The following is an 18,252-nucleotide window of genomic DNA, read 5'->3' on the forward strand; positions in this document are numbered from 1 at the left end:
CTGCGAATGTGCATCAGGCGGATGCTGTATTTCCAGTTGCGTCTACTTGATATTCGGGCACTGCGCGCCCGGATCCACGCTCGGGAAGGTCTGCAAGATCTTGATCGAGCCATCTGCCTGTATCTGGCCAAGGCGCATGGCGAGAGGCGTGTGGCGGCTCCTGTTCATGGCCACTGGTCCGCGTGGCCCGTCGAACGACACCTGGCCCAGCGCCTTGATCACCTTGTCGGCGTCGGTAGAGCCCGCCTTTTCGACCGCGGCCTTGTACAGGAAAAAGGCCTCGTACTGCGGCTCGGACAACTCGTTCGGCGTCTTCAGATCCTTGCCGAATTTCTTGTCCATGGCCGCGAGAAATTTCTTGTTGCCCGGCGTATCGATGCCCGTCAGGTAGGAGCCCGACATATACATGCCCGTGGCGACGTCGCCCATGCTCTTCGCCGTGCCTTCGTCGATCGCCAGGTTGCCATAAGGCAGCGTCATGCCGGAGCCCTTCAACTGTTTGGCGAGCGACACGTTAGGCGCGCCGCCGGCCGTCGCGCTGATCAACGCATCGGGATGAGCCGCGCGGATCTTGGAGAGAATCGGTGTCCAGTCGGTGCCGTCGATCGGCAAGTACTCCTCGCCGACTACCTTGCCGCCATGCTCCTCGATATATTTTCTGGTGAATCCAAGCATACCGCGGCCAAAAACGTAGTCGTTGCCGACCAGATAGAAGGTCTTGGCGCCCTTGCTCTTCGCGAAGTAATCGACCACCGGCGCGACCTGCTGCTCAGGCACCCAGCCGTTGACATACATCCACGGGCTGCACGAACGGCCCTCGTAAAACGACGTATATACGAACGGCTTCTTGCCGCGCGCCACGATCGGCAGCGCGGCGTTACGCGCGGCGCTCGTTTCCATGGAAATGATCGCATCGACGTTCTTCTGGAACACGAGCGTGTCGTACGCTTTCTGCGCGCCGACTGCACCGGACGCGTCGTCGGTGATGTCGAGCTGCAACTGGCGGCCCATGATCCCACCTGCTGCGTTGATTTCGTCGACAGCGAGTTGCGACGACTGCACGACGGCCGGCGCGACCACGCTATTTGCGCCAGAGAGCCCCACCGCTACGCCGATCCTGATCGGATCGGCAGCGAGCGCACTCATGCAGGTGCAGGCCGCGACGAGCGCCGCGGCGGCGCCAAGGATTTGTCTATTGAACGGAGTCATGGATTTTTCCTCACAGTGGTCGAATGAAATTCTTGTGTTTCATACGGGCGTGCCATCGGATGCCTCATGCGCGTGAGGTCGGCCAACCGGTGCCCAGCATCGGGTCGTACACGTCCGCGCGCCGATCGCTCAGCACGTGATTGAAGGCGTTCAGCGTGCGTTCCGAACGGGTGCGCGTCAGATCGATTGCGGCGTACAGGATTTCTTCGCGATCGACACTGGCCGGGCCCGCGACCGGCCACCCGTTGCCGCCCACAATCAGGCTCTGGCCGACGAACGGTTGACCACGCTCCGTGCCGATGCGATTTGCGCATGCGATCACCACGCCGTTGCTGTGCGCGGCCGCCATGGTGAGCGTCGTGGCCATGGCGGGTCGATCGTCCGGTTGCGCCGGCATCGGCACCCAGTTGGTGGGCACGCAGACGATGTCGGCACCTTGCATCGCGGCAAGCCGGTATGTTTCGGGAAACCAGCCGTCGTAGCAGATGGCGATGGCGATTCGTCCCAGCGGCGTGTCGAACACCGGCACGCCACGATCGCCCGGTTCGAAGAAGCGATGTTCGTTGTTCCAGAGATGCAGTTTGCGATAGACGCCGATGTGACCCGCCGGGCCAGTCAGGATCGCTGAGTTGTAGAGTTGCTTGCCCGCCCGCTCGGCAATACCCATCACGACATGGATGCCAAGGCGCTGCGTCGTTTCCGCAAGCAATTGCGCGGTTTCCCCTTCCGGCAGCGTTTCGGCCAGCGCGAACGCCTCATCGCGATCGTTGAACACGTAGCCGCTATTGGCCAGCTCCGGCAACACCACCAGAGACGCGCCGTGATGCGCCGCGGCTTCGAGGTGGCGGATGCATTGCGCCACGTTGTCGCGCTTACTGCCGACATGAGGTTCCATCTGAACGCACGCGACCACCATATCTGCGACACCACGTTCCGCGGGGTTGTACTGCAACGTCATCATTTCTTCTCCCAAAAGCAAAAAGCCCCCGAACCAGCGTTGGACGCAAGTTCGGGGGCTGCATAGCCATTCATATGTAGCACGGCATCGTTGCCGTGGAGCCGCCGGAAACAATGACGGCTCAGTCGAAGCGAATTTATGAAGCCAAATTCAGGATGTCAAGCGGTTTGACTGCGGCCAGGGTAATTCCTTGGGGACATGTTTCTGGTCAGTTCAAAATCTAGAATCCATAGCGAACCCCTTGATATGAGTCCCTTGCTGAACGATGAACGGAAAGTACCCGGCGACGCGGGATCTGCACACGTCACCGGGTGTGCCCGCGTTAGCTCGCCTGCGAAACGAGGCCTCGCAGAACGGTTTCCAGTTCCACCTCGCCCTTGACGATATCGGCTTCATCGCCTTCGAAGGCGATGAAGCCTTCATTGAAGCCGTCGAGCATGCGCATGCGCGGCAACGGGTCCGTCGTGCCCTGGGAGCGGAACAGCTCGCCCCATGTTTCGCGCAGCACCACCTCCGCACGAACCGGACGACCGAGCACCTGGGCAAATGCCGCGGCCAGATCGTTCGGGCTCACACGTTGCGGTCCCTCCAGCTCGACGACACGCACGCCAAGCCAGGTTTGCTGAAGCAGTTGCGCGGCAACGCGACCCACGTCCGAGGTAGCGACCATCGGCACCGCCTTGTCGAGCGGCTGCAGAAAGCTGGGGATCACCCCTGTGTCGCGGGCCGGCGCCACGTCCCACGCGGCGTTTTCCATGAACCAGCCGGGACGCAGGAATGTCACCGGCATCGGCAAATCCTGAAGCGCCTGCTCCATCAGCGTACGTTGCGTGAGCAGATTGATCTCGGTGGCTTGCGCGCCGATCGTCGACAGGCAGACCACCTTGCCAGGCGCCGCGGACTGCAGCGCCCCACGCACAGCGTCAATGACTGCACGTGCTTCGGGAAAGCCCGGCGACGGATCGAACTCGGACGGCGGCAGGATGAAGACGCCTTGCGCGCCCTCGAAAGCGGCGGTTAGCGATGCCTCGTCGTCCATGTCGGCCGTCACCACTTCACAGCCGCGCTCAGCCCACGAACGTGCTCGAGCGGCATCGCGTACCACCGCGCGAACTGGCTGACCCGCTGCGAGCAACGTGCGCGCCACCGCGCCGCCGACCTTTCCTGTTATCCCTGTGATTGCATACATTGCAGTTTCTCCATGCGTAAATAGATGTGTCCCGAGTGCCGATCACTGACCAGTGCTCAGGCGTGTTGCAAGCCGTGATACAGACCCTGCTCGAACTGTCCATACAGATCCACCACGCGAGGGTCGTAGAACGGCAGGATCTGCGTGAACAGCGTGCCGGTCACCTTCCTGACAGGATCAACCCAGAAATAGCTATTCAGCAGTCCCGCCCAGCTAACGCTGCCCGCGCTGCGGCCATGCGGACCCGGCTGCGTGTTGATGTCGAAGGAAAGCCCCCACTTGTGCGGCATCCCAGGGAATTGATCGAAGCTGTTCGACCACGCCGGCTGTGCTGTCTTCATTTCGGTTACCTGAAGATCTCCAATGTGATTCTGGAACATCGTCGCAACGGTGTCGGCGCGCAGGACCCGCTCGCCGCGGTACGTCCCGCCGTTCACGAGCATCTGCAGGAGCGCCATGTAATCGCGCGGCGTGCTGAATGCCCCGCCGCCGCCCATAAAGAATTCGGGGCGCTGGTTGATCTCGAACGGAGCGGGCTTGAGCGATCCATCGGGTTGCCGGTTGTGCATGGTCGCCACGCGTTGCTTCTGCGCGCCACTGATCAGAAATCCCGAATTGCTCATGCCGAGCGGTGCGAAGATGTGCTCGCGAAAATAAACCTCCAGCGATTGATCGGTCACCGCCTCAACCAGCTTGCCCACCCAGTCCATTCCGATGCCGTACTGCCAGCGCTCGCCAGGCTCGAACTCCAGCGGCGCCTTGAACGCGCCGTTCATCGAGTAGCCAATATCCGGCATGCCGGTCACCTTTTCGTACCGGCTCATGTTTTCGCTCCAGATGCTGTACGTGAAGCCGGACGTGTGAGTCAGCAGATGACGCACGGTAATCGTGTTACGCGCAGGGCGCAGTTTCGGCTGTCCGGATGCATCGAAGCCGTCCAGCACTTGCGGCGACTTCAGTTCCGGGAGAATGTCGCCCGCGGGTTGATCGAGTGAGAGCCTGCCCTGCTCGATGAGTTGCATACAGGCGGTCGCAGTGATCGCCTTGGTCATCGATAGCAACCAGAACACCGTGTCGGGCGTCATCGCCGTACCCGTCTGGGGATTGGCATGGCCCGATGCGCCCTCGTAGACAAGCCCGCGCTGCGTGGCACCCATCGCCACCACACCGGCTACGGCGCCGTTGTCGACGGCCTGCCGCAGGGAGAGATCAATCGCGGCAAAGGCAGGGTTGCGGACCAGAACACGATGACGCTCCTGATGACCCTCCGCGGCCTCTGTTCCGATGCTGGTCAATCCGCCCACGGCGGCGACCGCCAGGAGGCCGGACGCCCGCTTTAACAGGTCGCGGCGGGTGAGTTGAACGGTCATCTCCTACTCCTTGGAAATTGGAATGAACAATGATTGGTGTGACGCGCCGATCAACGATGTGCGTAAAGCGAGTTGAACGGTGCATTCGCGAGGGCCGCCCCGGCAACGCGATTGCCCGAATCGGACGAACCGCTGCGCACACCGCCCACGCCGCTGGCGACGTTCGACTCGGCGCCCTTCCGCGCGGCCACTGCTGCTTCGGCTGCCTGAATGTCGGTGGGGTAATGCGGATCATTGGCGCGGCCGGGCTGGTAGCCCACGCTTTCCAGCTGGACGAGTTCCGCGCGCACCTGGGCACGCGTGACGGTCGAGGATTCCTGGGCGTAGCCAGCGACAGGGAAGGCGATGGCCGCGGCAATAGCAACTGCGAAATAACGGGTATTCATGGCAATGCTCCTTTGGATCGTTGCGGTCGAAACGGACCGTTGGGATGCATTGTGGGTAAACTCGATGAGAAACTAAATGATACGAATGACACTTGTGAAGTGACAGGTAGTCACTAATGAGCCATAGTGCGGTTTTTGAAGCACTGTGCGGGGAGCGTCAATGAGATCGTCCAGCGAGAATCTCTCTAGCGGTATCAGCGTATTTGCGGCCGTCGTCGATGCGGGGACGTTCGCAGCCGCGTCCGAAGTGATGGGTATGTCGCCCCCCGGAGTTAGCCGGGCAATCGCCCGGCTCGAAAAGCGGCTGAAAATACGGCTCTTCAATCGCACGACCCGCGCCGTTTCCCTCACGGAAGAGGGCAAACGGTTCTACGAGCAGGTCATGCCGCACTTAAGGGGAATGGAGGAAGCGGCGGCCGCCGCTTCAGGCGGCACCGCGACAGTACGCGGGAAGCTGCGAATCAATCTTGATCCCGCTTTTTTTCGAATCGTTCTGGGCCCGAAGCTCGACGAATTCATGGATGCGCATCCTGAACTTGAACTCGAGTTCATTGCGAGAGATCAGCTCGGCGACCTCATCGTGGACGGCTTCGATCTGGCCTTGCGATTTGGCGAACCTCGCTCGTCCAGTCTGATTGCGCGAAAGCTTCTGGACACGGCAGTTGTCACCGTCGCAGCACCCTCGTACCTCGCGCGCCGGGGGCGGCCAGCGGAGCCTCAAGATCTGGGCGGCGGGGCGCACCGGTGCCTCGAATTCCGGAACCCGGAAACCGGCAAGCCGTATCCGTGGGAGTTTCATCGCAAGCGCAAAAAGCTGGTTGTCGAAACGAATGGACGGCTTACGGTGAACGATCCGAGCGCACTCTTCAACGCGTGCCTGGCCGGCTCCGGCATCGCGCAGATGCTTCTGCTCGGAGCGGAACCCCTGATTCGGGAGGGACGGCTCGTCAACCTGTTCCCAGACTGGCCGGATGAACGCTTCCCGCTCTATGCGTACCATCCATCGCGACACCATACGCCGGCCAAGACAAGGGTGTTTCTTGACTTTATCGTCGCCTTGGCGAGTACGAGTTAGCCAATAGCCGCAGAGGAGCCCGCGCGTGCCGCTTCAAACCCGCCAGGCGGGCCCCTCGGGAAAGTCATACTCATCGAGCGACGCCGCATGCATTTCGATGCTGTAGCCGGCTCGTTGCGGCGGCATATAACGGCCGTTTCGAATCACGACAGGATCGACAAAATGCTCATGCAAATGATCCACGTATTCGAGCACCCGGTTGTCCAGCGACGCCGACACGCAGATATAGTCGAACAGTGAAATGTGCTGGACGTACTCGCACAAACCGACCCCGCCCGCATGCGGACACACGGGAACACCGAATTTCGCCGCCATCAACAGGACGATGATCACCTCGTTCAGACCGCCCAGGCGGCAGCTATCGACCTGACAGAAGTCGATGGCTTGCGCCTGCAGCAACTGCTTGAACATCACCCGGTTATGGCAGTGCTCGCCCGTCGCGACACCGATAGGCCGAATCCGCTCGCGGATAGCGGCGTGGCCGAGAATGTCGTCGGGACTCGTGGGTTCCTCAATCCACCAGGGATCGAATTCCGCCAGGCGCCGCATGTTCGCGACCGCTTCGTCGACATCCCACACCTGGTTCGCGTCCATCATCAGCTTCAGGTTTTCGCCGATTTCTTCGCGCAAGATGCGGGCGCGGCGCATATCTTCTTCAAGATTGCCGCCCACCTTCTGCTTGAAGTGCGTCCAGCCCTGCGCGACGCCTTCACGTGCGAGCCGGCGAATCTTGTCGTCGTCGTAGCCGAGCCAGCCGGCCGACGTCGTGTAGGCCGGATAGCCATGCGCCAGCATTTCCGTTTCGCGCTCGCCTCTTGTCTTTGCATGACGGTGCAGCATGGCGATGGCTTCCTGCGGCGTGATCGCATCGGTCACATAGCGGAAGTCGAGGCATCGCACGAGTTCCTCGGGGCTCATGTCGACGAGCAGTTTCCACACCGGCTTGCCTTCCGCTTTGGCCCACAGGTCCCAGGCCGCATTCACCACAGCCGCGGTCGCCAGATGAATCGCGCCCTTGTCCGGACCGATCCAGCGCAACTGGCTGTCCGACGTCAGCGTGCGCCAGAAGGCGCCCATGTTCGCAGCGATATCCTCGAGCTTTGTGCCGATGACCAGCGGGGCAAGCGCCTTTACCGCACTCACGCAGATCTCGTTGCCGCGGCCGATGGTGAAGGTAAGGCCATGGCCTGTGAGACCCGTCGGCGAATCGGTTTCGAGCGTCACATAGGTGGCGGAGTAATCCGGTGCGGCGTTCATCGCATCGGAGCCGTCGAGTGAACGGGAGGTCGGGAACCGAATGTCCCGGACGGACAGCTTGGTGATCGTGGGCATCTGAACCCCTCCTCTGCGACAGCTATCGTCTTCTGCTTATAAGCAAAGAGGCCGTACGTGCACGCCCCACCTCTTTGCAGCCACCTTCGTTCCAAGCGGACACTTGGCAGCACGAGAAAAGAAAAGGGAGCGCCGTGCCCCCTCCTCTCTCTTCGCGTCAGGTAGTGCCGGTCAATCGTAGAGCACAGCCGCGATCTTCGGATCGCTCATATTGCTCTTGTCGTACCAGTAGAAGCCCGTGTCGACTTTCTTGGGCAGCTTCTCGCCCTTCAACGCCTTCACCGCTGAGTCGACGACGCATTTGCCGATGCCGACCGGGTTCTGCGTAATGGCGCCGGCCATCAAGCCCGAATTGATGTCGTCCTTCTGCTCCTTGCCGGAGTCATAGCCGATCAGCACGAGCTTCTTGCCTGATTCCTTGATCCCGATCGCCGCACCTTCCGCCGACCCTTCATTCGCCCCGAAAATACCCTTGAGATTGGGGTTGGCCTGGATCATCGTCTTGGCGATTTCCGCCGACTTCAGGTGGTCGCCGCCGCCATACTGGACTGAGACGATCTTGATGTTCGGGTGCTTCGTTTTCATCTCATTCAGGAAGCCGTCGCGGCGATCGATGCCGGTGCGGCTGGTCTGGTCATGCACCACCAGACCCACCTCCCCGGCATTGCCGATCGCCTCGGCCATCTTGTCGGCGGCAAGTGCGGCCGCGGCAACATTGTCGGTCGCGCACGTGGTCAACGGAATGTCGCTGTCGACGCCCGAGTCGAAGGCGATCACAGGTATTTTGGCGGCCTGCGCCCGCTTCAACAGGGGAATGGCTGCCTTGCTATCGAGCGCGGCGATGCCGAGCGCCTGGGGCTTCTTGGCGAGCGCGGCAGAGAGCATGTCGATCTGCTTATCGACCATGGCCTCGGTTTCCGGACCCTCGAAGGTGATCCTGACGTTGTGCTCCTTGGCCGACTGTTCCGCGCCGGCTTTGACCGCCTGCCAGAACTGGTGCTGGAAGCCCTTCGAGATCAGCGGGATGTAGGTGTCTTGCGCGAACGTCACACTCGTTCCGCCAATGAGCGCGCCAACGCCGACCACGACACCGACTAGTTTTCTTTTCAACATGGGGTTCTCCTCCTAAGTTGGCCATCAACCTTCAGCCGTGCGGGGAGCCTTGGGCGCTCCCTTTTCTTGATCCTGATTCTTGATCCTGATTCTTGATCCTGTTTCGCGTAGCGTCCACCTTCGTCAGCTTTTCTTGCGCCGCAAAATGTCGGCGTAAACGGCGAGAATGATGATGAGGCCGGTCACCACGATCTGCCATTCCTGTGCGACGGACATGATGCGCAGGCCGTTGGTCAGCACGCTCATGATGAACGCGCCGATGATCGTGCCCAGAATCGTGCCCGAACCACCGCTGAGCGACGTCCCGCCGATGACCACGGCGGCGATCGCTTCGAGTTCGTAACCTTGGCCTAGCGCCGGCTGCGCCGAATTCAGCCGCGAGGCGATCAGCAGCCCAGCGATGCCGCAAATGGCCCCAGCGAGGCCGTAAATGGCGATCTTCCACCGGTCGACATTCACGCCCGAAAGACGCACCGCTTCTTCATTGCTGCCGAGCGCAAACGTGTAGCGGCCAAGCGCCGTGCGATTGAGCGTGATCGAACTCACCACCGCAAGGAAAAACAGGATCAGGACCGCATTCGGAACCGGCAGGCTCGGCAGGAACGAGCCGATCAGCGAATCCTGGGAAATCATGTAGAAGTTTTCGGTGTCGGTGAAATAGATCGGCTTGTCTGCCGAGACGACGAGCGAAAGGCCTTTCAGCAGCAGCATCATGCCCAAGGTGGCAATGAACGGCGGTATTTTCATCTTCGCCGTGAGGGTGCCCGAAATAGTCCCGCAGATTGCGCCCGTCCCGATCGCAGCCAGGACGCCGGTCCACATCGGCAAATGCCAATAGGTCAGAAACACGCCGCAAATCACGGCCGTGAAGGTCATCAAGGTGCCGACGGACAAATCGATGCCGCCGGTGATGATGACGAACGTGCAGGCAATCGCCAGCACGCCGTTGACGGCGGTCGCCTGCAGAATCCCGAGCATGTTGTCCATCTGCATGAACGCAGGGGACGCGAAGCTGAAAAAGACCAGCAACAGGATCAGGCTCCCGAAGGCGAGCAGCTTTTGCAGAGCAGTCGGCGTGAAGACGCGGGCTCTGAGGCCGGACAACCGTCCCTCGTTAGCGAGCGTCGAAGTATCCGATGGCTGTGTCATAAACTGGATCTCTCCTCTTCGGGCTCACGCCGCTTTTAAGGTTTCGCGCTGCGTCGCCAGTTGCATGATGCGCTCCTGCGTCGCCTCCGTGGCTGAAAGTTCGCCGGTAATGCGGCCCTCGCACATCACGACGATGCGGTCGCTCATGCGCAAAATCTCCGGCAGTTCCGACGAGATCATTACGATCGCCTTGCCTTCTCCGGCGAGCGAGCGCAGGAGTTTGTAAATTTCGCTCTTGGCGCCGACGTCGATGCCGCGCGTCGGCTCGTCGAAGAACAGCACGTCGCAGTCGCGTTCCAGCCATTTCGCAACGACGATTTTCTGCTGATTGCCGCCTGAGAGAAGCCGCACCTCCTGCGTCGCGGAGGGCGTACGAATAGCGAGCAGATTGATGAAATGGGTGGCTGTCCGGCGGATTTCAGTGCGGCGCAAGAAAAAGTTGAACGACAGGAATTTGCGCAGGTTGGACATGACGATGTTCGATTCGACGTTCATGCCGGTCGCGAGACCGAAGCGCTTGCGGTCTTCCGAGAGATAACCGATGCCACGCGCCACCGCATCGCTCGGATTCCTGATCGTCGCCTTCACACCTTTCACGATGATTTCACCTGATTCGATCGGGTCGGCGCCGAACACAGCTCGGGCGACCTCGGTGCGGCCAGCGCCCATCAAGCCAGCAAAACCCAATATCTCGCCTTTGCGCAGTGTGAAGCTGACGTCTCTGACAAGCGGGCCGGCGTTCAGATTGTGGACTTCGAGCGCGACCTCGCCTGTGCCTGTCACGTTCACAGAAGGCGCGACGTCGGTCAAGGTGCGACCGACCATCATGCCGATGATCGCGTCGACGCTGGTGTCTTTCGCGGTGACGGTGGCCACATATTCCCCGTCACGCAACACGGTGACGCGGTCGGCGATCTGCTTCAGCTCGTCCATCTTATGGGAGATATAGACGATGCCCACACCCCGGCTCTTCAACTCGCGAATGATGCGAAATAGCTCGGCGATCTCGGCGTCGTTGAGCGCCGAAGTCGGCTCATCCATGATCAGCACGCGTGAGTCGAAGGACAAGGCCTTGGCGATTTCGACCATCTGCTGCTTCGCGACGGTGAGCGTGCTGACCACGGCGCGCGGGTCAATATTCACATGCATGCGGGCGAGAATGTCGTGCGCCTGCGCATTGAGCTTGTCTTCGTCGAGGAACAGACCGAGGCGCCCACGCGGCTCGCGGCCGATGAACATATTCTGGGCGACGGTCAGGTGATTCATCAGCTGGAGTTCCTGATGAATGATGCCGATGCCGAGAGCCTGCGCCTCGCGCGGACTCGAGAACTCGACCGGCTGACCGTCATAGAGGATGTCGCCCGTATCCCGGGTGTAGACGCCGGCGAGGATTTTCATCAACGTCGACTTGCCGGCGCCGTTCTCGCCCATCAGCGCGTGGACTTCGCCCGCCATGAGTTCGAACTGGACTTCGTGAAGCGCCCGCACGCCGGGAAAGCGCTTGTTGAGCCTTGTAACGGAAATGAGCGGGATCATGGCGCGGATTGGACGGCAATTCCGCGACCGCCGCTGGCCTCAATGCGGGGAGCGGGTCGAGAAAGCGCGGGAAGCCGCTGCGCCGGGCATTGCCGGGTATCGCGGCTGAAATCGTAACGAGAAGCCAGACACATTGCTGGGCCACCCAAACTGATGTGCCACGATTTTACGACGCTGAATGGCAACGGCTCAAGCGTAGGCATTCCCTAGTGTCGTGCGCACAGGTATCTCACGCCCGGTTCCCACTATGTGGTTTGCCGCTCGTTTCAGGCCGGTTCGGCGGTCTCCACGCCACGCAGACTCTGCTGCACGGGCGGCTGCTCATGGCTTACATGCCGCGCTGTTTCGAACAGTTCCGCGAGCCAGTTGACGAAGGTAAGTACGCGAGGCGGAGCGCGGCGATGACGCAGATACGCGACCGATACCGGCAGCGCCGCGGGTCTGTGATGCGGCAGCACTTCACGCAGCCGCCCGGAGTCAAGATAGGGCTGGGCCAACGCCCGTGGCGGCTGGATCAGTCCAAGTCCGCGCAGGCCGCATTCGAGGTACGCGTGCTCGTCACTCACCTGCACAAAGCCCCCAAGCGGCACGCTGACCGTGTCGCCTTCGACTTGAAAATCGAATTCCGCCGCACGCCCCGTTTGCGCGCTCACGTGGTTCACCGCGGCGTGACCGCTTAGCTCCTCGAACCGTTGCGGTGTGCCGTATCGCGCGAGATACAGCGGGCTCGCGCAGGTCACACGCTCGAGCGCGCCCAGTCGGCGAGCGGCGAGGCCTGCATCCGGTGGCTTTCCAGTCAGAATGCAGCAATCGATCGCTTCGCCGGCCAGTTCGACCTGGCGGTTGCTGACGCCGAAGGTGAGCAGGATGTGCTCGAAGCGCGCGTGAAAATCGTCGAGCGCCGGAAACACGATCGTGTTCGCGACGACCGCGGGCATCTCAACGCGCAGCCGTCCACGCGGCCGGTCGTCGGGATGCCGAAGGCTCGCCTCGATGTCGTCGATGTCGGCGAGAATCTGCACGCAACGCTCGTAATACGCGGCCCCCTCGGCAGTCAGACTGAGCCGGCGCGTGGTGCGCACGAGCAACTGGATGCCGAGCATAGCCTCGAGACTCTGCACGAGTGTTGTCGCGCTTGCGCGCGGAATCCCGAGCGACTGCGCGGCGCGGGTAAAACTGTTGGCGTCGACGATGCGTACGAAGGTCTGCATCGCCATGATGCGATCCATCACGAGCGTCTCTCCTATGGATGTCGAGGCGCTATGGAACACATCACCAGCCTCGTCCTTGTAGAGCACACTACTGCCGCGCATCGAACGGTGTGAGTGACAAGTGTGGCGGGATTCAGTGTGTGGGCAATGAACCCGGTGACGACCCGTTGCGCGCAACGGGTCGCCGGCGCGATTGCCGATTGCCGATTTGCAGCCCTACGCTTCGGCGAGAATCTGCTGGATGACTTGCTCGAAGGTTTCCACGGGTTGTCCGCCGCTGACCAGATAGCGACCGTTGAAGATGATCGCCGGCACGGACTGGATGCCCTTCGCCTGGTATTCCCGTTCTTCCGCGCGGACGTCGTCGGCATAGATTCCGCTGCGCAGCACCTCAGCTGCTTGCGCGGCGTCGAGCCCCACGGACTGGGCTGCTTCAACCAGGACTTCGTGATTGCTCGGGTCTTTACCCTCGGCGTGATAGGCCCGCAGCAGCGCCAGTTTGAGCGGCAACTGCTTGCCTTCGATACCGGCCCAATGCAGCAGGCGGTGCGCGTCGAAGGTGTTATAGACGTGCTCACGCGGGCCGAAAGTAAAACCAACGCTCGCCCCGCGCTCGCGGATCATGGCCTGGGTTTCCGCGATCTGCTCCGGGGTGCGTCCGTATTTCTTGCCGAGATAATCGACAATGGCCTCGCCGTCCGGCCCCATGTCCGGATTCAACTCGAAGGGATGGACGGTGACTTGAGCGTCGACCGTATCGCTCAAACGCGATAGTGCAAGCTCGAGTGACGACAGGCCGATGGCGCACCACGGGCATGCGATATCGGAGACAAAATCGATTGTTAGCTGTTGTTTCATTGCTTTCCTGACTGAAATAACCTGTGGCGCGGCCGCTTCGGTGCGACGCAAAAACGGCCCACAGGGTAGCCTAGCCTGAATCGCTGATTTCTGCAGGACCGCACTCCGGACGTACGCCGAAGCGCTCATCCACGGCGTGACCCTCAGTCCGGCATCCCGTTGTGGTCGCCGATCGTTCTGGTGGGCCAGTCCACCCAGCGGTCCGCGCGGGTCCGTTCGTACGCTTCGTTGACCGGATAACGAATGCGGTTGTCGTCGCGTGGACGTTCACCGATCACCATCAGCCTGACTTCGTCCTTCGTATTGTTGATGAAGGTGTGGCAGATGCCCGTGCCTGACGGAAACGCGACGGAATCGCCTTCAGCAATGGGGTGAAGCACACCGTCGATCCAGACATCGGGCTTGCCTTCGAGCACGTACACAAACTCCTGCTCGGTACTTTCGGCGTGCGGATATGACGTGCGCCGGCCGGGCAGAAGCCTCACGTGATGAATGCCAATGCGCGTGATGCCGAGTGCGGCGGAAAGCGGCGCGTCGAGCGCCATTTTCTCGGTATCGCCGCGATAGGAATGCGCATCCGGTTCTTCCAGCTCAGTCCAGTGCTTGATGAAATCGGGTCGGCTCATCGGGTGTTCTCCTTTGGGGGCTACGGTCGATAATAGCGCCTTACACACTCATTGTTCGTCGTTGGCCAGCGACGTGAGAATCCGGTATGCGGCGGTCACCCGTTCATCAATGGGGAAGTTCTTGTTCGCGAGAATGACGATCGCCAACCGCTTTTGCGGAATGAATGCGACGTACGCGCCGAAGCCGTTAGTCGAGCCGGTTTTGTTGATCCAGACGTCTTCACGAGGCGGCTGCGGCGGCACGATTTCAGTGACCGGTGTTGCGTTGAAAATCATCGCCGACGAGTTTCCGTCCAGAAGCGTCTGCAATTTGGCGGGATACGGATATTGTTCCCATATCAGATCCTGGGTCATGCCCTCTGCCTTGAAGTATCCGGTGTGCGTGTCCGTGATCGCGCGCTGGAGCTTCGGGTCCAACTGGATCAGGTTCATGTTGGCTTCGACGAAACGAACCATGTCGGCAGCCGTAGTTTTCACACCGTAGGCCTCAGCGGACAACACTCCAGGCGCTACTCTGATCGGCGCGCCGTCTTTCGTGTAGCCCTGAGCGTAGTCGCTCAACTTCTCCGCGGGAACGTTGATGTAGCTGCGCCTCATATCGAGTGCGGGAAACAGACGATTTTCCATCAGCGCGCTGAAATCCTGCCCCATGCTCTTCGCCGTTATCAGACCGAGCGCGCCGATGCCGGGATTGGCATAAGTCCGATGGGTTCCCGGCGCATAGGTGGGCTGCCACTGCTTGAAATACTGCATCAGTTGATCGTCGTTGCGAATGCTGTCCGGCACCTGCAGCGGGAGTCCTCCGGGCGTGTGCGTGCCCAGATTGAGAAGACTGACCTTGCCGAATTCGCTATTGCGCAGGGACGGGAGGTACTTGCTCGACTGATCCGACAGAGACAGATAGCCGCTCACCTGCGCATAGGACGCGAGCGTCGCCGTCAATGTCTTGCTGACGGAACCCAGTTCGAACAAAGTGTCGGAGGTAACCGGCGTTCTGGTTTTCGTCGACGCCAGGCCGTAGTTGAAGACGTAATGCCGGTCACCGTCGATGATGCCAATCGCCATGCCGGGAATACCATCGTTCGCCATAACTGGTTGTATGGCGTGGTCGACCGTACGTTTGATTCTGTTTTGCTGATCGTCGGCCGCATGGCCGACGGTTGTGACAGCGCACGCGAAGAAGGTTGCTGCGATGAGGCTTATGGTTCTCAGATTCATGTCCCTGATCGATCGGTTTTGCGTAGGTGGGTGACGGGCGTTGAAACGGGTCTGCCGGGGAAGGAGTATGCGTGCTCGCAGACTCATCGACTATCGACGATATCTTGTCCGTAGCGAAAGAAAATCTTTCGCGTGGCACGCGATATCCCTCCACGGCTTACCCGTCATTCATCGCTTACGCATCAAACCGAACGATCGAACAAAGGCATGCGGGCCGGACGGCAAGTGCAGATGAAACGACCGCCCTGCCCGTGCGCCGACGATCAGTACGCGCCCATATAGTCGCGCTTGCCGATTTCAACGCCGTTGTGGCGCAGAATCGCGTAGGCCGTTGTGACGTGGAAGAAAAACTGGGGCAGACCGTAGTTCTGCAAATAGGCGCTGCCGACCAGCTTCTTCTCTTTCGGCGTACCCGGGCGCAGGACGATTTCCTTGTTCTCGCTACCCTCGAACTGGGCGGCGTCGAGCGTGCCGAGGTGGGCCAACGCTTTGGCGATCAGCGCTTGCAGGTCGGCAAACGTCACTTCAGTGTCGGGCCACGACGGCACCTCCACGCCGGCCAGGCGCGAGCTGACGCCCTTGCTGAAATCCGCGGCGATCTGCACCTGACGCATCAAGGGAAACATGTCCGGGAACAGGCGCGCCTGCAGCAACGCGTTCGGCTCGATGTTCTTTTCGGTAGCATGCGCTTCGGCTTTCTTCAGCACCTCGGACAATGCCGTCAGCATTTGCTTGAAGACGGGAACGGATGCGCTGTAGATGGAACTGGTCATGATCACTCTTTCGGTCGATGTTGGATGCCGGCGCGGAAGATGCCGCGCCGGCCGGTTGAATAGGCGGGGGAAGGTTACCACCGTCCAGCCGGAAGTGCGGGTCCACGCGCCTTCGGGGCTGAACAGCAATAACTGTCTCGCGTTGGCCGAGCTCGGCCCGATGCCCGGTGTGCGTTTCCCTTAGGTTGATCGATGAAAAGAACGTCGGCATTTTGACGCGCGCTTGCGCCCGTGAAAAATGAATGGTATTTTTTCATGAAATTTACCGCATAATTTTTCACGAGAGCCAACATGTTCGACCAGTCAGCCCAGCACGTCGCGAGCTACTACGCACGCACCTATCCTGCCCCGATCCCTCTGCGGCCGGTGCTGGAAGAGCGTCTCGACACGGAAGTGCTGATCGTCGGCGCAGGGTTCAGCGGCCTGCATACGGCGCTGCGTCTGGCTCTCGCGGGCAAGCGTGTCACGGTGCTCGAAGCCAGCCGGGTAGCCTGGGCGGCGTCCGGGCGCAACGGCGGCCAGGCCCTGCTCGGCTGGTCCTGCGACATGCCTCCGCTAGAGGCAGCGTTGGGTCTGGAACGTGCCCGCCAGCTGTGGGACAGCATGCGTTGGGCCGCCGGCGAGATACGTGAACTGCCGGCGCGGCATGGCTTCGATGCGGACTACCGTGCGGGAAGTCTGTGGGCGGCGGTGCTGCCGCGCCGCACCGCCCTCCTCGAGCAGGCCCAACAGGAAGCCGAGGAAAAGTGGGGCTACGACAAGATGCGCTTCATCCCTCGCGAGGAAATGCCTCAATGGATAGCAAGCGAACGCTACCAGGCGGCGCTCTACGATCCCGAGGCAGGCCATCTGAATCCGCTGAAACTGGCCCAAGGCCTGGCCGCGGCGATCGAACAGGCCGGTGGACGCATCTTCGAGCAAAGCCAGGTGTTGGACTACCGCGAGACGCCTGGCGGTTTTGTCGCGCGCACCGATAAAGGCGAGGTGCGCGCGGATGTCCTGGTACTCGCCTGCAATGCCTATATCGACCGGCTCGACCGCAAACTTTCCAGGCGCATGCTGCCCGTTGGCACCTATCAGGTGGCCACGTCGCCGCTGCGGCCGGAGGTGGCCTGTTCACTACTGCCACGCAACAGCTGCGTGATCGACAACCAGTTCGTTCCCGACTACTTCCGCTTAAGTCCTGACAACCGCCTGCTGTTCGGCGGCGGCTGCACCTACGCGGGCGGCATTCCAAAGGATATTGCGGCGGCAACCCGGCCTTACCTGGAGCGCGCATTCCCGCAGCTGCGCGGAGTGGAACTCGAGTTTGCGTGGGGCGGGCATATCGACATCAGCATGAAGCGCACGCCGGATATCGGTCGACAAGGTGAGCGCTACTGGTTGCAAGGCTATTCGGGGCACGGCGTGCTGCCTACGCTCGCCGCCGGCCGGGCGGTCGCAGACGCCATCCTCGGCGACGACGAATTGCTCGACCTATATCAGGCCATCGACAATCCGCCTTTTCCCGGCGGTGCGCTACTGGCCGCGCCGCTGGAGGTCATTGGCAAGACCTGGTATCGTCTGCGCGACAGAGTCTGAGCGAAGGGGCAGAAGATGAACAAGCAGGAAGAAATCGAAGGTCTCGCAATACTGATTCGGGACCTGCGCAAGCATAAGAAGGTGACGTTGGGCGCGTTGGCGGAAAAGATCGGCCGCTCGGTGGGTTTCCTTTCCCAGATCGAGCGCGGCCTCTCACGTCCGACCGTGGGCGATCTGACCGCCATCGGCGAGGCGCTCGGCGTACCCACCACCTATTTTTATAGCCTGAGCAAGCCGCGTGCGTTGCCTTGGGTGACCCGGCCGGATGAACGCCGCACGCTGTATTACGCCGAGGGCGTGACTGACGTGCTCGTGTCGCCGAACATGTCAGCGGGTTTTTCGATGCTGGAAAGCCACCTGGCGCCGGGCGCCAGCAGCGGCGACAAACCGTTGAATGACAGCGACGAGCAAGGTGGCTTCGTGCTCGAAGGCGAGTTAACCATCTGGCTGGACGACGAAGAGCACCCGGCGACCCTCGGCCCTAACGACGGCTTCCAGGTGCCGGCGCACACGCGGTTTCGCTACGCCAATCTCTCCGACGAACCCACGCGGGTACTTTGGGTGTTCACCTAGGATTCAGGCAGTACATGACGTAGCAGCGAACGCTGCGCTGAATGTCAATTCGGATGACTAATGGACGGCGCCGTGACTACCGCGTTCGTTTCTGC

Annotated in this window: 17 protein-coding genes; 3 read left to right on the forward strand and 14 right to left on the reverse strand. The window is 61.1% G+C overall.

Annotation, left to right across the window (positions count from 1 at the left end; all coding sequences use genetic code 11):
* Positions 1-42 precede the first annotated feature (42 nt).
* The 5 genes from BM438_RS04950 to BM438_RS04970 all read right to left on the reverse strand — a co-directional run bounded on the left by BM438_RS04950 (position 43) and on the right by BM438_RS04970 (position 5,112).
* Complete coding sequence (locus BM438_RS04950) at positions 43-1,209, reverse strand: substrate-binding protein (protein WP_093633184.1); 1,167 nt, start codon at positions 1,207-1,209, stop codon at positions 43-45.
* 64 nt (positions 1,210-1,273) lie between these two features.
* Complete coding sequence (locus tag BM438_RS04955) at positions 1,274-2,170, reverse strand: nitrilase family protein (RefSeq protein ID WP_093633185.1); 897 nt, start codon at positions 2,168-2,170, stop codon at positions 1,274-1,276.
* Positions 2,171-2,489: 319 nt separating this feature from the next.
* Positions 2,490-3,356 (reverse strand): NmrA family NAD(P)-binding protein, encoded by an 867-nt coding sequence (locus tag BM438_RS04960; RefSeq protein WP_093633186.1) that lies wholly within the window; start codon positions 3,354-3,356, stop codon positions 2,490-2,492.
* A 56-nt stretch (positions 3,357-3,412) separates the two neighbouring features.
* Positions 3,413-4,726, reverse strand: coding sequence for a serine hydrolase domain-containing protein (locus BM438_RS04965; protein WP_093633187.1), 1,314 nt, complete (start codon positions 4,724-4,726; stop codon positions 3,413-3,415).
* Between the two features lie 50 nt (positions 4,727-4,776).
* Positions 4,777-5,112 (reverse strand): DUF4148 domain-containing protein, encoded by a 336-nt coding sequence (locus BM438_RS04970; protein ID WP_093633188.1) that lies wholly within the window; start codon positions 5,110-5,112, stop codon positions 4,777-4,779.
* 160 nt (positions 5,113-5,272) lie between these two features.
* Between BM438_RS04970 and BM438_RS04975 the strand changes: the two genes are divergently transcribed.
* Positions 5,273-6,187, forward strand: a complete 915-nt coding sequence (locus BM438_RS04975; protein ID WP_093633189.1) for a LysR family transcriptional regulator — start codon at positions 5,273-5,275, stop codon at positions 6,185-6,187.
* Positions 6,188-6,220: 33 nt separating this feature from the next.
* On the opposite strand, the gene BM438_RS04980 is transcribed toward BM438_RS04975, so the two are convergent.
* The 9 genes from BM438_RS04980 to BM438_RS05020 all read right to left on the reverse strand — a co-directional run bounded on the left by BM438_RS04980 (position 6,221) and on the right by BM438_RS05020 (position 16,003).
* On the reverse strand, positions 6,221-7,519 hold the full coding sequence (locus BM438_RS04980; RefSeq protein WP_093633190.1) for an L-fuconate dehydratase: 1,299 nt from the start codon (positions 7,517-7,519) through the stop codon (positions 6,221-6,223).
* Positions 7,520-7,690: 171 nt separating this feature from the next.
* Positions 7,691-8,632 (reverse strand): ABC transporter substrate-binding protein, encoded by a 942-nt coding sequence (locus BM438_RS04985; RefSeq protein WP_093633191.1) that lies wholly within the window; start codon positions 8,630-8,632, stop codon positions 7,691-7,693.
* Between the two features lie 123 nt (positions 8,633-8,755).
* On the reverse strand, positions 8,756-9,781 hold the full coding sequence (locus BM438_RS04990; protein ID WP_093633192.1) for an ABC transporter permease: 1,026 nt from the start codon (positions 9,779-9,781) through the stop codon (positions 8,756-8,758).
* Between the two features lie 24 nt (positions 9,782-9,805).
* Positions 9,806-11,317, reverse strand: a complete 1,512-nt coding sequence (locus tag BM438_RS04995) for a sugar ABC transporter ATP-binding protein (protein WP_093633193.1) — start codon at positions 11,315-11,317, stop codon at positions 9,806-9,808.
* A gap of 266 nt (positions 11,318-11,583) precedes the next feature.
* Positions 11,584-12,549: a LysR family transcriptional regulator gene (locus tag BM438_RS05000; protein WP_093633194.1), complete on the reverse strand. Its 966-nt coding sequence runs from the start codon at positions 12,547-12,549 to the stop codon at positions 11,584-11,586.
* A 195-nt stretch (positions 12,550-12,744) separates the two neighbouring features.
* On the reverse strand, positions 12,745-13,386 hold the full coding sequence (locus BM438_RS05005) for a DsbA family oxidoreductase (protein WP_093633195.1): 642 nt from the start codon (positions 13,384-13,386) through the stop codon (positions 12,745-12,747).
* Between the two features lie 143 nt (positions 13,387-13,529).
* The gene (locus tag BM438_RS05010; RefSeq protein ID WP_093633196.1) at positions 13,530-14,012 is read right to left on the reverse strand and encodes a cupin domain-containing protein; all 483 of its coding nucleotides are present in this window, start codon (positions 14,010-14,012) and stop codon (positions 13,530-13,532) included.
* A 48-nt stretch (positions 14,013-14,060) separates the two neighbouring features.
* Positions 14,061-15,230, reverse strand: coding sequence for a class C beta-lactamase (gene ampC / locus BM438_RS05015; RefSeq protein WP_093633197.1), 1,170 nt, complete (start codon positions 15,228-15,230; stop codon positions 14,061-14,063).
* 263 nt (positions 15,231-15,493) lie between these two features.
* Positions 15,494-16,003 carry a DUF1993 domain-containing protein gene (locus tag BM438_RS05020; RefSeq protein ID WP_093633198.1) on the reverse strand — a complete coding sequence of 170 codons (510 nt, stop codon included), beginning with the start codon at positions 16,001-16,003 and terminating at the stop codon, positions 15,494-15,496.
* Between the two features lie 291 nt (positions 16,004-16,294).
* On the opposite strand from BM438_RS05020, the gene BM438_RS05025 reads away from it, so the two are divergent.
* Both BM438_RS05025 and BM438_RS05030 read left to right on the forward strand, forming a co-directional pair.
* Positions 16,295-17,584, forward strand: a complete 1,290-nt coding sequence (locus tag BM438_RS05025; protein ID WP_093633199.1) for an NAD(P)/FAD-dependent oxidoreductase — start codon at positions 16,295-16,297, stop codon at positions 17,582-17,584.
* 15 nt (positions 17,585-17,599) lie between these two features.
* On the forward strand, positions 17,600-18,157 hold the full coding sequence (locus BM438_RS05030; RefSeq protein WP_093633200.1) for a helix-turn-helix domain-containing protein: 558 nt from the start codon (positions 17,600-17,602) through the stop codon (positions 18,155-18,157).
* Positions 18,158-18,252: the final 95 nt, after the last annotated feature.

This window comes from Paraburkholderia aspalathi, assembly GCF_900116445.1.
Lineage (GTDB): Bacteria > Pseudomonadota > Gammaproteobacteria > Burkholderiales > Burkholderiaceae > Paraburkholderia > Paraburkholderia aspalathi.

Coding starts and splice junctions, on each gene's coding strand:
- BM438_RS05020 (WP_093633198.1), bottom strand. CDS start 16,003: ATGACCAGTTCCATCTACAGCGCATCCGTTCCCGTCTTCAAGCAAATG.
- BM438_RS04960 (WP_093633186.1), bottom strand. CDS start 3,356: ATGTATGCAATCACAGGGATAACAGGAAAGGTCGGCGGCGCGGTGGCG.
- BM438_RS04965 (WP_093633187.1), bottom strand. CDS start 4,726: ATGACCGTTCAACTCACCCGCCGCGACCTGTTAAAGCGGGCGTCCGGC.
- BM438_RS04985 (WP_093633191.1), bottom strand. CDS start 8,632: ATGTTGAAAAGAAAACTAGTCGGTGTCGTGGTCGGCGTTGGCGCGCTC.
- ampC (WP_093633197.1), bottom strand. CDS start 15,230: ATGAATCTGAGAACCATAAGCCTCATCGCAGCAACCTTCTTCGCGTGC.
- BM438_RS04955 (WP_093633185.1), bottom strand. CDS start 2,170: ATGATGACGTTGCAGTACAACCCCGCGGAACGTGGTGTCGCAGATATG.
- BM438_RS04980 (WP_093633190.1), bottom strand. CDS start 7,519: ATGCCCACGATCACCAAGCTGTCCGTCCGGGACATTCGGTTCCCGACC.
- BM438_RS05030 (WP_093633200.1), top strand. CDS start 17,600: ATGAACAAGCAGGAAGAAATCGAAGGTCTCGCAATACTGATTCGGGAC.
- BM438_RS05010 (WP_093633196.1), bottom strand. CDS start 14,012: ATGAGCCGACCCGATTTCATCAAGCACTGGACTGAGCTGGAAGAACCG.
- BM438_RS05005 (WP_093633195.1), bottom strand. CDS start 13,386: ATGAAACAACAGCTAACAATCGATTTTGTCTCCGATATCGCATGCCCG.
- BM438_RS04970 (WP_093633188.1), bottom strand. CDS start 5,112: ATGAATACCCGTTATTTCGCAGTTGCTATTGCCGCGGCCATCGCCTTC.
- BM438_RS05025 (WP_093633199.1), top strand. CDS start 16,295: ATGTTCGACCAGTCAGCCCAGCACGTCGCGAGCTACTACGCACGCACC.
- BM438_RS04975 (WP_093633189.1), top strand. CDS start 5,273: ATGAGATCGTCCAGCGAGAATCTCTCTAGCGGTATCAGCGTATTTGCG.
- BM438_RS04995 (WP_093633193.1), bottom strand. CDS start 11,317: ATGATCCCGCTCATTTCCGTTACAAGGCTCAACAAGCGCTTTCCCGGC.
- BM438_RS04990 (WP_093633192.1), bottom strand. CDS start 9,781: ATGACACAGCCATCGGATACTTCGACGCTCGCTAACGAGGGACGGTTG.
- BM438_RS04950 (WP_093633184.1), bottom strand. CDS start 1,209: ATGACTCCGTTCAATAGACAAATCCTTGGCGCCGCCGCGGCGCTCGTC.